At 75.7% G+C, this 13,313-nt stretch carries 12 protein-coding genes; 6 read left to right on the top strand and 6 right to left on the bottom strand.

All coding sequences use genetic code 11. From position 1 onward, the window contains the following. Window positions 1-44: 44 nt before the first annotated feature. On the bottom strand, window positions 45-1,496 hold the full coding sequence (locus Ae717Ps2_RS05425) for a DHA2 family efflux MFS transporter permease subunit (RefSeq protein ID WP_075307730.1): 1,452 nt from the start codon (window positions 1,494-1,496) through the stop codon (window positions 45-47). Window positions 1,497-1,659: 163 nt separating this feature from the next. On the opposite strand from Ae717Ps2_RS05425, the gene Ae717Ps2_RS05420 reads away from it, so the two are divergent. The 4 genes from Ae717Ps2_RS05420 (at window position 1,660) to Ae717Ps2_RS05405 (ending at window position 5,199) form a co-directional block, all read left to right on the top strand. Continuing rightward, on the top strand, window positions 1,660-2,826 hold the full coding sequence (locus Ae717Ps2_RS05420) for a geranylgeranyl reductase family protein (RefSeq protein WP_075307732.1): 1,167 nt from the start codon (window positions 1,660-1,662) through the stop codon (window positions 2,824-2,826). 52 nt (window positions 2,827-2,878) lie between these two features. Continuing rightward, entirely contained in the window at window positions 2,879-3,418 is a 540-nt protein-coding gene (gene idi / locus Ae717Ps2_RS05415) for an isopentenyl-diphosphate Delta-isomerase (protein ID WP_043281743.1), read from the top strand. Between the two features lie 24 nt (window positions 3,419-3,442). After that, window positions 3,443-4,462 (top strand): small ribosomal subunit Rsm22 family protein, encoded by a 1,020-nt coding sequence (locus Ae717Ps2_RS05410; RefSeq protein WP_075333097.1) that lies wholly within the window; start codon window positions 3,443-3,445, stop codon window positions 4,460-4,462. A 164-nt stretch (window positions 4,463-4,626) separates the two neighbouring features. After that, complete coding sequence (locus Ae717Ps2_RS05405) at window positions 4,627-5,199, top strand: hypothetical protein (RefSeq protein WP_020625846.1); 573 nt, start codon at window positions 4,627-4,629, stop codon at window positions 5,197-5,199. 17 nt (window positions 5,200-5,216) lie between these two features. Here Ae717Ps2_RS05405 and Ae717Ps2_RS05400 read toward each other — a convergent pair whose 3' ends face one another. Continuing rightward, window positions 5,217-6,218, bottom strand: a complete 1,002-nt coding sequence (locus Ae717Ps2_RS05400) for a GTP-binding protein (protein WP_020625845.1) — start codon at window positions 6,216-6,218, stop codon at window positions 5,217-5,219. 98 nt (window positions 6,219-6,316) lie between these two features. On the opposite strand from Ae717Ps2_RS05400, the gene Ae717Ps2_RS05395 reads away from it, so the two are divergent. Beyond that, entirely contained in the window at window positions 6,317-7,327 is a 1,011-nt protein-coding gene (locus Ae717Ps2_RS05395; RefSeq protein ID WP_075333096.1) for a carbohydrate kinase, read from the top strand. A 67-nt stretch (window positions 7,328-7,394) separates the two neighbouring features. Here the strand turns inward: Ae717Ps2_RS05395 and Ae717Ps2_RS05390 are convergent, their stop codons facing one another. Further along, window positions 7,395-8,342 (bottom strand): glycoside hydrolase family 16 protein, encoded by a 948-nt coding sequence (locus Ae717Ps2_RS05390; RefSeq protein WP_139318784.1) that lies wholly within the window; start codon window positions 8,340-8,342, stop codon window positions 7,395-7,397. A gap of 375 nt (window positions 8,343-8,717) precedes the next feature. Here Ae717Ps2_RS05390 and Ae717Ps2_RS05385 point away from each other — a divergent pair, with 375 nt between their 5' ends. Then, complete coding sequence (locus Ae717Ps2_RS05385) at window positions 8,718-9,119, top strand: cupin domain-containing protein (RefSeq protein ID WP_020624207.1); 402 nt, start codon at window positions 8,718-8,720, stop codon at window positions 9,117-9,119. A gap of 10 nt (window positions 9,120-9,129) precedes the next feature. Here the strand turns inward: Ae717Ps2_RS05385 and Ae717Ps2_RS05380 are convergent, their stop codons facing one another. Genes Ae717Ps2_RS05380 through Ae717Ps2_RS05370 form a run of 3 tightly spaced genes read right to left on the bottom strand, consistent with a single transcriptional unit; the run spans window position 9,130 to window position 13,305 of the window. Continuing rightward, window positions 9,130-10,164 (bottom strand): PHP domain-containing protein, encoded by a 1,035-nt coding sequence (locus Ae717Ps2_RS05380; RefSeq protein ID WP_075307742.1) that lies wholly within the window; start codon window positions 10,162-10,164, stop codon window positions 9,130-9,132. A 10-nt stretch (window positions 10,165-10,174) separates the two neighbouring features. Beyond that, window positions 10,175-11,758: a CHAD domain-containing protein gene (locus Ae717Ps2_RS05375; protein ID WP_083702273.1), complete on the bottom strand. Its 1,584-nt coding sequence runs from the start codon at window positions 11,756-11,758 to the stop codon at window positions 10,175-10,177. Window positions 11,759-11,817: 59 nt separating this feature from the next. Beyond that, window positions 11,818-13,305, bottom strand: a complete 1,488-nt coding sequence (locus Ae717Ps2_RS05370; RefSeq protein WP_233147458.1) for an FAD-binding oxidoreductase — start codon at window positions 13,303-13,305, stop codon at window positions 11,818-11,820. Window positions 13,306-13,313 lie beyond the last annotated feature (8 nt).

Here is a 13,313-nt window from a genome sequence, read left to right as displayed (position 1 = left end):
GCGGTCACGGCCCGGGTGTTCAGCGGCGCGGCGGCCCGGCCGCCTCAGACCCGGGCGTCCTGCGGGTCCGACGCCGGGGCGGGCAGCCGGGACGCGACGACCGCGACGACCACCGTCACCAGGGACACGACCGCCGCGACCAGGAACGCCGCGTGCACCCCGGCCGCGTCGACACCGGCGCCGGCCGAGGCCAGCGTCATCACGGTGATGAACAGCGCCGTCCCCGCCGCGCCCGCGACCTGCTGGAGCGTGGTGAGGATGGCGCTGCCGTGCGAGTACAGCTCGCCCGGCAGCGATCCCAGCGAGTCGGTCATCAGTGGCGTGAACATCAGCGCCAGCGCCGCGGACAGGCCCACGTGCAGCACCACGACCAGCCAGAGCGGCGTCGTCGCGGCGAGGGTAGTGAACCCCCACATCACGACCGCGAGCAGCACCGCGCCGGGCAGCACCAGCGGACGGGCGCCGAACCGGTCGTAGGCGCGGCCGACGAACGGGCCCAGCAGCCCCATCACCAGCCCGCCCGGCAGCACCACCAGGCCCGCGACGAACGCGCTGTCACCCAGCACGTCCTGGATGTAGAGCGGCAGCAGGATGATCGCGCCGAACAGCGACATGAACCCGGTCGCGACGAGCACCAGCGACAACGTGTACCGGCGGACCGTGAACGGGCGCAGGTCCAGCAGCGGGGCCGTACCGGTGCCGCGCTGCAGCCGGACCTGGCGGTGCACGAACACCGCGAGCGCCACCGCGCCGAGCACCAGCGGCACCCACGGCGGCACCGCGGTGTGCGCGCCCCCGGCGGCGGACTCGCCGATCGCGGACAGCCCGTAGACGATCCCGGCGAACGCGACGGCCGAGATCAGGACCGAGGCGACGTCGAGTGGGGCCCGCGTCGTCTCCGCCTCGACCCGCAGCCGCAGCGCACCCGCGACCAGTGCGACCAGGGCGATCGGCAGCACGATCCAGAACATCCAGCGCCAGCCCAGCGCGGAGAGGATCACCCCGGACAGCGTCGGGCCGACCGCGGGCGCCACCGCGATGACGATCGAGATCGTGCCCATCGTCTGCCCGCGGCGGCTCGCCGGGACCAGGCGCAGGATCGTCGTCATGAGCAGCGGGACCATCACCGCGGTGCCGGTGGCCTGCACGACCCGCCCGGCCAGCAGGAACCCGAACGCGGGCGCGACCGCGCACAGCAGGGTCCCGACGCTGAACAGACCCATCGAGGCGAGGTAGACCGACCGCGGCGGGAACCGCCCCAGCAGGTACCCCGTGATCGGGATGACCACCGCCATCGTCAGCAGGAACCCGCTGGTCAGCCACTGCGCGGTTGCCGGGGTGACGCGCAGGTCGGCGATCAGGGCGGGCAGCGCCACGCTCATGATCGTCTCGTTCAGGATCATCACGAACGCCGAGCCGACGAGCAGCCCGATGATCAGCAGGGCTCCGGCGGGCAGCCGCTCGGTGTCGCGGTCGGGGGCCGGCTCGGTGGTCACAACGTGCTCCTCGTGGACGGGACGGACGCGCCACCCACGGCACCGACGGCACGGCGCCGGTACCCGTCGCGGCCGGGCGACGGGGTGGCGGTGTGGGAGTGGACCACGGCCGGGCGGGCGACGGCGAACCGTTTCTGCCCGGCGCCGGGGGGACAATGGCGCCATGTCCACCTACGACGTCGTCGTGGTCGGGGCGGGTCCCGCCGGCTGCGCCGCGGCGCTCAACGTGTTGCGGCTGCGGCCGTCGGCGTCGGTGCTCCTGCTCGACGCAGCGGCCTTCCCCCGCGACAAGACCTGCGGAGACGGCGTCGCGGCCGAGGTGTTCGACCTGCTCGACGAGCTGGGCGCCACCGGGGTGCGCACGCTCGGCGTCGCGGCGCCGCGGCTGCGCCTGCGCACCCCGGCGGGCCGGGTCGTGCACCGCACCGCGCGCCGGCCGAACCGGGTGGTCCCGCGCCGGGAGCTGGACGCGGCGCTGGTCGACGCGGCCGTCGCCGCCGGGGCGCAGCTGCGCCGCCACCGGGTCCGCACCGTCGTCCCCCGCGGGGACCGGGTGCTGGTCGACGACGTCGCCGCCCGGGTCGTGATCGGCGCCGACGGGGCGAACTCGGTGGTCCGCCGCGCACTCGGCGCGCCGGCCGTGCCGCCGTGGTCGACGGCGGTGGCGATCCGCGGGTACGCCCCGGTGGCCGCCGAGCCGGGCACGCTGTCGATCGAGTACGCCGGCGGCGCCGTCCCGGCCTACGCCTGGTCGTTCCCGATCGCGGGCGGCGGCGCCAACGTCGGCTACGGCGTGTTCGACGAGCGCGGCGCCGGGAACCGGGCGTCGCTGCTGGAGCGGCTGGCCGCTCTGCTGCCCGGCCAGGAACCCGACCCGGCCACGCTGCGCGCGCACCACCTCCCGCTGTCGACCGCGCCCCGGTTCCAGCCCGACGGACGGGTGCTGCTGGCCGGTGACGCCGCGGCGAAGGTGAACCCGCTGACCGGCGAGGGGATCTTCGACGCCGTCGCCTCCGGGATCCTCGCCGGGCGCAGCGCGCTGCGCGGTGACGACGCGGGCGCCGCCCACCGCGCCGCCATGGAGCAGACCTTCGCCCGGCACCACCGCCACGTCGGTGCGCTCGCCCGGCTGGCGGCCCGCCCCGCGTTCCTCGACGCCGCGATCGGCGCCGCCGCACGGCACCAGCGGGTGTTCGACTGCGCGGTGGGGCTGGGGCTGGCGCGGGGCACGGTGTCCCCCGCCGCGCTCGCGGTCGTCGCCGCGCACCTGCCGGCTGCCGCGCTCGGCGCCGTGGTCCGGCGCCGGGCAGCCGCCCGCTCGGGCGTGTGAGCCGGTCCCGTCCCAGGAGCCGCCGCGGCCGGGCTCCGGTAGACAGGACGGCATGGAACAGGTTGTGCTGCTGGACGACGACGGCAACCCGGTCGGCGTCGCGGACAAGGCCACCGTGCACGGTGCGAGCACCCCGCGGCACCTGGCGTTCTCCTGCTACGGCGTCGACGACGCCGGCCGGCTGCTGGTGACCCGGCGCGCCCGCACCAAGACCGCCTTCCCCCTGGTCTGGACCAACACCTGCTGCGGCCATCCCGCACCCGGTGAGGACATGGCCGACGCGGTGCACCGCAGGCTGGCCGACGAGCTGGGCGTCCGCGCGACCGAGCTGCGGATGGTGCTGCCGGACTTCAGCTACCGCGCGTCGCAGGACGGGATCGAGGAGAACGAGCTCTGCCCGGTGTTCGTCGCCCGGATCACCGGTGAGCCCGAGCCGCGCCCCGACGAGGTCGAGGACCTGGCCTGGTGGAGCTGGTCGCGCTTCCGCGCCGCCGCCGACGACCCGGACTCGGGGCTGTCGCCGTGGGCCCGGCTGCAGGCCCCGCTGCTCGACGCGCTGGCCGACCCGCTGCTGGTCGGCGCCCGGGGCTGAACCCGGGACTGGTGGAATGGGCAGGTGGTCCCCGAGCCGTCCTCCGCGCTGTCCCACGACCTGTCCGACGCGCTGGCCGCCGCCCTCGACGACGCACTCGACCGCGTCCCCGCCGCCCGGCTCGCGCCGGTGGTCGAGCGGCTGATCCGCGACTACCGCAGCGGCACGGTGCCCACCGCGCCGATCCTGCGCACCGACGACGACGCGGCCGCCTACGCCGCGTACCGGATGCCCGCCACGTACGCGGCGGTCCTCGACGTGCTGGAGCGGGCGGCCGCGCGGGCGCCCGAGCCGGCGTCGCTGCTCGACCTCGGCGGCGGGACCGGCGCCGCGGTGTGGGCGGCGGCACAGGTGTGGCCGTCGCTGGAGCGGGCCACGGTGCTGGAGGCCGCCACGCCGGCCCGGGCGCTGGGCCGCAGGCTCGCCTCCGGTGCGCCGTCGCCGCTGCTGCGGGCGGCCCGCTGGGAGGCCGCGGTGCTCGGCACCGCCCCGGTGCTGCCGGAGACCGACCTGCTGACCGCCTGCTACCTGCTCGGTGAGCTGCCGGCACCGGTGCGCGACGCCGTCGTCGACGCCGCCGCCCGGGCCGCGCGGGTCGTCGTGCTCGTCGAACCGGGGACGCCGGCCGGGCACGCGCGCATCCTCGACGCCCGCGCCCGCCTGCTCGCCGCGGGCCTCACCGTCGCCGCGCCCTGCCCGCACGACGGGGCCTGCCCGGTGACCGGCGACGACTGGTGCCACTTCGCCGTCCGCGTCGGACGCAGCTCGCGGCACCGGGTGCTGAAGGCCGGCTCGCTGGGGCACGAGGACGAGAAGTTCTCCTACGTCGTCGGCGTGCGTGACGGCGGCGACGACGACGACGGGAGCGTCGGCCGGGCCCCGGGCCGCGTGGTCCGGCACCCGCAGACCCGCAAGGGTCTGGTGACGCTGCGTGTCTGCGAGTCGGACGGGACGCTGCGGGACACCCCCGTCCCGCGCAGTCGTCGGGAGCTGTTCCGGCACGCCCGTGACACGGCGTGGGGCGACGCCTGGCCACCCGAGTGAGCCTCGCAGGTTGCTCGCAAGTGGCGGAGGCGAACATCACAGACGGAACGCGCCGAGGAACGTTGTGAATCCGTAACACGGACCGGCATCGTGGGCGACTGACCGGGCGAGACGGCCATCAGGTGGGCCGCGAGCAGCAGCATTCTCACAGATCGAGCACGACCATGAACGACTTCGTCGCCGGCGCTCCCGCCGACCGCCTGCCCACCCTCGTCCGCACACGTACCGGGTACCGCGTGTACGACCCGGCCCTGATCGCCGGCACCGACTACGTCGTCGACGACGCGGGCGACCTCGTCTACACCCGGCTCCCGGCCGGCGCGCTGACCGGCACCGCCGTCGTCGCGGCCGTCGTGGTGGCCCTCACCGTGGGCGAGAACAGCTGGTCCCGGTCAGCGCTCGCGTTCCTCGTCTGTCTGCCCCTCGCGCTCGGGCTGGTGATCGGGGTGCTGTCGATCATCCACGCGGTCACCGACCCGGTCCGGGCCTACCGTGCCCGCACCGGGCACACCCGCTTCGCCCGCGACATCACCGAGTCCGACGCCGCTTCCTGGCAGCTCTGCGCGCGTGCCGAGCGGCTCGCGGCGACGCCGTCGTGGCAGGCGGGCCGGATCGACCCGTCCCGCAGCCTCGGTGTTTTGCTGTGGACCGCCGTCGCCGGTGGGGAGGCCTGGGCCGCCGAGGCCCTGACCCAGCTGGCCGAGCCGGCGACGGGCCCGGACCTCACCTCGGTCTGAGCACTCCCCCGGGGCCGTCAGACCGCGTAGCGGGCGACCGGGAGCAGGGCGTCGGCGTCGCGGCGGTCGGCGTCGGTCGCGACGCAGGCCCGCAGTGACCGCTGCAGCGCGTCGGAGTCGAGACCGGTGCCGATCAGGACCAGGGTGGTGCGCCGGGGCTCGTCGACGTCCCACCGGGTCCGGTGGAACCGCACGTACCGGCCGACGGTGTGGAGGTCCCAGCGTTCCCGGGCCGGGGCGGCGGCGAAGCGCACCGAGCCCTTGATCCGGTACAGCCCGGACGGCCTGGCGTCGAGCAGGTCCTGCAGGCGGGCGGCGTCGAGCGGTTCGTCGCTGAGGAACGTCAGGCTCTGGTAGCCGGCGTGCAGGTGCTGGGCGTGCGGCTCGTCGACGCGCTCGCCGAGCATCAGCTGCCGTCCCGGCACGATCTCGATGTCGAACAGCAGCGCCGGGTCCACCGCACCGTCGCGGACCGGGACGATCGGCGCCCGCGGGTTCGCCTCGCGGCACAGCCTGCGGACCCGCCAGAGCGGCCCAGGCCCCACCCTGTCGATCTTGTTCAGGACGACGAGGTCGGCCATCGCGACGTGCTTGTCGAGCTGGGGGTGACGGCGCCGCGAGGTCTCGAACTCCGCGGCGTCGACGACCACGACGAGCCCGCCGAAGCTCAGGTGCTGGCCGAGTGCGTCGAGCACGAGCTGGACCAGGGTCCCGGGCTCGGCGATGCCGCTGGCCTCGATGACGACGACGTCGATCTCGTCGCGGCGGCGGGTCAGCGTCTCCAGCACCGAGGAGACGCCACCCTCGCCGACCTCGCAGCACAGGCAGCCGTTGCCGAGCCCGACGACGTCGCCGGCCTGTCCGGCCACGCGCATCGCATCGATGCCGACCGACCCGAAGTCGTTGACGACCACGCCGATCCGCGCGTCCCCGCCCGCGGCGAGGAGGTGGTTCAGCAGCGTCGTCTTGCCGGCTCCGAGGAATCCGGCCAGCACCACGACCGGGATCTTCCGGGGCATCCGTCATGCCTACCACGAGCGTGTCGACGCACCGTGACGCGGGCGTGACCCGTCACGGACCCCACCGGAGCCCCCGATCGGACCACTACAGTGCCGCCATGCCCGACACAGCCGCCGGACGCCCGCGACGCGGAGTGATCGCCGTCGCCGGAGAAGCACTCGTCGACATCGTCCCCGCGCCGACGCAGGCGGATCGCACCTCCGCCGAGCAGTACTGGCAGTTCGCGCCCGGTGGCAGCCCGGCGAACGTCGCGGTCGGACTGTCCCGCCTCGACGTGCCGGCCCGGATGCTGGCCCGCCTCGCCGACGACCTGCTGGGCCGCAAGCTGCGCGCCCACCTCGCCGACAACGGGGTCGACCTGTCGCACTCGGTCGAGGCGGCCGAGCCGTCGTCGCTGGCGATCGTGGAGCTGGCCGCCGACGGGCAGGCGTCCTACGACTTCCGGATCGCGGGCACCGCGGACTGGCAGTGGACCGACGACGAGCTCGCCGGCGCCCTCGACGACGGCCCGACCGGCCCCGTCGTCGCCGTCCACTCGGGATCGCTGGCGCTGACCACCGCGCCCGGCCACGATGCGCTGCGCGAGCTGCTCGCCTCCGCCGTGGACACCGCGACGGTCAGCTACGACCCGAACTTCCGGCCGATGCTGATGGGCTCACCGGAGGAGGTCCTGCCCGGTGTGCACGAGCTGCTGGGCGTGGCCGACGTGGTGAAGGTCAGCGAGGAGGACCTGGCCTGGCTGCACCCGGGCCGCAAGCCCGGCGACGTCGTCGGCGAGTGGCTCGAGCTGGGCCCGGCGGTCGTCGTGGTCACCCTCGGGGCGGACGGGGTGCTGGCCGGGACGTCGTCGGGGCTGCACCTGGTGCTGCCCGGCCGCACCGTCGAGGTCGTCGACACGGTGGGGGCCGGGGACAGCTTCTCCGCCGCGCTGCTCGCCGGACTGCACCGACGCGGGCTGCTCGGCGCGACCGCCCGCGACGACCTCTACCGCATCGACCGGCCGACGCTGGAGGCCGTGCTGACCGAGGCCGTCGCGACGTCGGCGATCACCTGTTCGCGGCACGGCGCGAACCCGCCCACCCGGGCGGAGCTCGACGCCGCCATCTGACACCGCGGTCCGACGCCACGATCCGACGCCGCACTCCGACCCCGCGGTCCGGCTCCGCGGTCCGGCCTCAGCGCTGCTCGCGGGCGAGCATCGCGGTCTGCGCCTGCTGTTCGGACCCGGACAGCTCGCGCGGCTTCCGGCCCGGGAAGTCGCGGGGCTGCCCGGTCGCGGCCGAGCCGGGCGGCAGACTCAGCGTGGCCGCGCTGCTCTGCGGCAGCGCCCACTGCCGGGCCCAGTCCATGTGCATGGCGGTCGGGCCGCCGGCGTTGCCGAAGTAGTCGAGCTGCATGGTCATGTTCATCGCGCGGGGCGGGAACTGGTCGGTGTCGGTGTTGGAGTACCACTCCTTCCCGTTCACGTACCCGGTGATCTTCTCCGGGGTCCACTCCAGCGCGTAGGCCGACCACTGCGTCGAGTCGTGCTTGACCGACCCGTAGTCCTGGTCGTTGTCGGGTCCGTAGTGCAGGAAGAAGCTGGTCTTCTGGCGGGAGTCGTCCATGATCTCCATCCAGTCGATCTCGCCGCCCACCGGGAAGTCCTCGGCGACCGGCCAGAGCAGCAGCAGCGCGTTGATCCCGCCCTGTCCCTCGTCCGACTTCACGCAGGCCTCCCACCGGCCGTAGCGCTGGCCGGGGTGCCAGCTGACGGCGCCGGTGTTGCCGTCGGCGTCGGCGGAGATGCTCATCGCCCCGTCGGCGACGGTGACCGCCTCCGGGGTGCGGGTGCCCTTCTTGTTGTGGCCGGGCTCGGGACCGTAGGGATGCCAGTCCGGAGGGACCGTGGTGCCGTCGAAGTCGGACTCGCGGGTGGGGGCGCCCCAGCCGAGCTTCTGTGCCGCGGTCTCGGTGCAGTGCGACGACGCCGGGGGTGCCGCGGGGTCGGCGACGGTCCGGGTCACGACGCCCGCCGGACCGGCGGGTGCCGCCGACGCCGACGACGCCCCGGCCGTGGTGACCGCCGAGAGTGCGAGCGTCGCGGCCAGCATCGCCACCGTCGTCCTGGTCCTGGTCCGCACCGTGGATCACTCCTGTCACTCGGTCACCTGCGGTCCCATCTCACGTGCGGTGGGTGAGGAGCACCAGTCGAACCACCCGTCCGGGGAGCGCGCGCACGGGTGTGATGCGGTCGCCCGTGCACGGAAGGTGATCCTCCTGCGGGCACCGGTGACGTCGGGTGACCGGCCGGTGTGCGACGGCGGGTGTGGCACCCGTCGCCGCGCGGGGCGCCCCGCGGACGGAGGTGTCGCACCCCGGCGGGGACTCCCGCACCCGCCGCGACGGGTGCGGCGACCGCACCAGGGGTGCGACGCGCCCCAGGGGCCGATGCCCCCGGGGCACCACGAGGTGGGGACCCGGGGACGGACCGTGCGTCCGCCTGCCACAGTGGCGGCGTGACACGTCCCGACCTCGCCGTCGCGCTGGACCTCGCCCCGCACCCGGAGGGCGGCTGGTACCGGCGGACCTGGACCTCGCCGGTCGTCGTCGAAACCCCGTACGGTCCGCGCCCCTCGGCGACGGCGATCCTCTACCTGTTCGACGCCCCCGGCCGCTGGCACCGCGTCCGGTCCACCGAGCTGTGGTGCCGGCACTCGGGCCCGGAGGCCGACCTGGTCCTCGGTGGCGACGGGCCGGACCCCGTCCCCGCGGCCCGGTTGCGGCTCGGGCCGGGAAGCCCGCAGCAGGAGGTCCCGGCCGGGGTGTGGCAGCGGGCGGAGCCGGTCGGGCCGGGGCCGGTCCTGGTCAGCTGCGTCGTCTCCCCCGGCTTCGACGTCGCCGACTTCGAGCTGCGCTGAGGGGACGGGCTCAGCGGCGCAGCAGGCCGGCCCGGTCGCGGGTGTTGCGGATCCGCTCCGGGTCCACCCCGCAGGCGACGGCGCGGGCGCAGCCGTGGTCGAGCCAGTCGAGCTGCCCGGGGGCGTGCGCGTCGGTGTCGATCGTGAACTCGCACCCCGCCTCGACGGCCAGGCGCAGCAGCCGCTTCGGCGGGTCCAGGCGTTCCGGCCGGGAGTTGATCTCGACCGCGACCCCGTTCGCGGCGCAGGCGGCGAACACCGCGGGCGCGTCGAACTCCGACTCCGGGCGCTTCCGGCGGCCGGTGACCATCCGCCCGGTGCAGTGCCCGAGCACGTCGACGTGCGGGTTCGCGACGGCGGTGAGCATCCGCTCGGTCATCTCGTCGCGGGGCATCCGCAGCTTCGAGTGCACGCTGGCCACCACCACGTCGAGCGAGGCGAGCAGGTCCTCGGACTGGTCGAGGGCGCCGTCGTCGAGGATGTCCACCTCGATGCCGGTGAGCACCCGGAAGTCCGACCCGGACGCGGCGATCCGCTCGTCGAGCTCCGCGATCTGCTCGACCTGGCGGCGCAGCCGGTCCGCCGACAGCCCGTTGGCGACGGTCAGGCGCGGCGAGTGGTCGGTGATCACGAGGTAGTCGTGGCCCAGCCCGATCGCGGTCTCGGCCATCTCGGCGAGCGGGGAGCCGCCGTCGGAGGCGTCGGTGTGGCTGTGGCAGTCCCCGCGCAGGGACTCGCGCAGCCGCAGCGCCGCCTCCGCCAGGGGGATCCCGGTGGCGTCGGCGCGGGCGACGGCGTCCTCCAGCCGTCGCAGGTAGACCGGCTCCTCCCCGGCGACCGACTCCCCCACGCAGCGCGCGGTCACCTCGCCGACGCCCTTGAGGTCGGTCAGGCCGCCCGCGGCGTGCAGCCGGGCCAGCTCCTCGGCGCTGCGGCCGCGCAGGGCGGCGGCCGCGGTGCGGAACGCGCGGACCCGGTAGGTCGACTCCTGCGCGCGTTCGAGCAGGAACGCGATCCGGCGCAGGTCGGCGACGGCGTCTCTCACGCCGCGCAGGCTAGCGGCGCATCCACCGGCGGGCGCGCCGCGTCCACGCCGTCTCCCACACCGTGGGCAGCCTGCGCTCGAGGTCGAGCATGGTCGCGGTGTCCCGGCCGTGCAGCACACCGAAGGTGAACCCGTTGCCGTGCTCCGCGCCGGCGCGGGCCCCGAGGGTCCGCAGGGTCTCGCGGGAGACGACGGCGTCCTGGTGCTCGCCGAGCACGTCGGAGACCTTCTTGAGCCGCTTCGCGAACGCCCGCGCCTCCTTCCCGACGCTGGGCCGGGCGACCTCGGTGGCGTAGCGGAGCTGCTTGCCGGTCTTGCGGGCGTCGTGCAGCGACTCGGGGGCGACGTGGCCGGCGTCGAGGTCGGCCAGCGCCCGCTCCATCCGCCGCTCCAGCTTGCGGGCCGTGCGCCCCACCATCGCCGGGACGACCGTCGCGGCGGGCCTGCGGGCCCGGCGCGACAACGGCGGGTCGGCGAGCAACCGGCGCAGGGCACCCTGCAGTGCGGCGTAGCGCTCGCCGTCGACGACCTCCAGCACGGCGGCCCCGGTCTCGGCGCGGGTACGGGCGAAGTGCCGGGTGACCGCGGCCTGCACCGGTCCCAGCAGCAGCTCGGGCTCCAGCGCGGCCAGCCGGGCGGTCAGGCGTTCCTCCTGCACCTCGGCGTCGCGCTCTCCGGCCAGGGCCCGGCCGAGCCAGCGCAGCTCGCCGACGAGGTGCCCGACCCGCGGCCCCTCCAGGAGCCCGCCGAAGGTGCGCAGCGCGCTGCGGAGCCGGCGGGCGGCGATGCGCATCTGGTGGACGGCGTCGGGCCGGTCGGCACGCAGGTCGGCCTCGCGGGCGGCCAGGGTGTCGACCTGGTCGCCGAGGTAGCGCAGGAGCAGTGCCCCGGCGCTGCCCTTCCGGCCGGTGCGGCGCGGCGGGTCGGCGGGCGCGGCGGCGGCGAGCAGCGCGGCGAGCCGGGCGTGCGCGCCGCGCGGTGCACGCACGAGTCCGGTGTCGCGCAGTGCCTCGTCCAGCTGCCGGAGCCCGGCGGTGTCGGCCGCCCCCGGCTCCACGACGGCCTCGGTCCAGCTCTCGACGGTCGCGACCTCCCCGAGCAGCGCGATGTCGACCTGCTCGCGGGCCAGCGTGGCGAGGTCCGTCCCGGTCGCGTCGCGCAGCCGGTCGACCCGGCGGGTCACGTGCACCCGACCGACCGGGACGAGTGGTGCGTCGCCGCGGACCCCGCGGACCAGGGCGTCGACACCGTCCGGGACGGCGCGCTCACCGGTAACTCCCTCGACCTCGCTCGCGGGCAGCGGCACGCGCAGCGGCTCGTCGGCGTCGGGCAGGCGCAGCACCCAGGTCGTGGACGGCGGCACCGCCGACGCGCGGTCGGGCACGGTGTGTTCGACGACGAGCTCGATGCCCGCGGCGACCAGCCGCAGGTCCGCGGTGTCGACCCGTTCCACCTCTCGGACCTCGGCCTCGACCACCGGCACGACCTCGGCGACCCCGGCGACGCCGGTCAGGCGCGGCGCACCGGTGTGCGACGGACCGCGGTAGGTCAGCGCGAGGGCGGAGGGGACGAGGGCCGGGTCGGTGGTGCTCATCGAAGAGTGTTCCCGCTCTCCCGGCGACCACGCGCGGCCATCCGGGCGACACCCGCGGTTCAGACCGCCTTGCCCGGGTTCAGGATGCCGTCCGGGTCGAGCGCGGCCTTCACCGAGCGCTGCAGGGCCAGCACCCCGGGGCCCAGCTCGCGTTCCATGCCGTCGCGCTTGAGCAGGCCGACGCCGTGCTCCCCGGTGACCGTCCCACCCAGTTCGACGGCCGCGTCGATGATCTCGTCGAACGCGGCGCGGGTGCGCTCCCGGGCGTCCGGGTCGTCGTGCGGGGTGAGCATCAGCGGGTGCAGGTTCCCGTCGCCGGCGTGCGCGACGGTCGCGATCCGGACCGCGTGGCGGCGGCCGATGTCCTCGATCCGGGCGAGCATCTCCGCCATCCGGGGGCGGGGGACGCAGACGTCCTCGGTCAGCATGCCCATCCCGAGCTGCTCCAGCGCCGGGTAGGCCATCCGGCGGGCGGCGAACAGCGCCTCGGACTCGGTCGCGTCGGTCGCGGCCATCGCCTCGGTCGCGCCGTGCTGCTCGAAGGCCGCGAGGATCGCGTCGGCCTCGGCGGTCGCGGCGGGCTCGGGCAGGTCGGTCTGGGCGAGCAGCAGCGCGGCGGCCCCCTCGGGCAGCCCGGCGTTGCGCCAGGCGTTGACCGCGGCCAGGCACTCCCGGTCGACCAGCTCGAACACCGCGGGCTGCAGCCCCTGCTCGGTGACGGCGGCGACCGCGGCCCCGCAGTCGGCGAGGGAGTCGAAGAACCCGACGACGGTGCGCGGCGCGGCCGGGCGGGCCGGGCGCAGCTTCACGGTGATCTCGGTGATGATCCCGAGCGTCCCCTCCGAGCCGACCATCAGCCCGGCCAGGTCGTAGCCGACGACGCCCTTCGCGGTGCGCCGCCCGACCCGCACGACCTCACCGGTGGCGGTGACGACCTCCAGGGCGAGCACGTAGTCGCGGGTGACGCCGTACTTGACGCAGCACAGCCCGCCCGCGTTGGTCGCGACGTTGCCGCCGATCGTCGACCAGGGCGCCGACGCCGGGTCCGGCGGGTACCAGAGGCCCTGCTCCGCGCAGGCGGCGCGCAGGTCGTCGTTGACCACCCCCGGTTCGACGACGGCGAGCCGCTCCCCCGCCGAGATCTCCCGGATCGCGGTCATCCGTTCCAGGCTGACCAGCACGCAGCCGTCGACGGCGTTCGCCCCGCCGGACAGCCCGGTGCCCGCGCCCCGCGCGACGACCGGCACCCGGTGCGCGGCGCAGGCCCGCACGGTCGCGGCGACGTCGGCGGTGGTCCGCGCCCGCACCACGCACAGCGGCGTGCCGTACTCGGCCCACTCGGCCTCGTCGTGCACGTAGGGACGCACGACGTCGGGGTCGGTCAGGACCCGGTCGGCGTCGAGCGCGGCCGCCAGCTCGGCGAGCACCGCGCGCCCCGCGGCGTCCGGGCCGGAGGCGTCCAGCTCCACGGGCGCGGTGGACCCGCCGAAGGGCCGCCCCTCCGGCGCGACGACGACGGGGGCGGCGGCGGTGACGCGGTCGGGCATGACCCGAC

This window comes from Pseudonocardia sp. Ae717_Ps2 (assembly GCF_001932475.1).
Taxonomy (GTDB): domain Bacteria; phylum Actinomycetota; class Actinomycetes; order Mycobacteriales; family Pseudonocardiaceae; genus Pseudonocardia.
The sequence above is the reverse complement of the archived record's forward strand: the minus strand, read 5'-3'. Positions and strand labels throughout refer to the sequence as shown.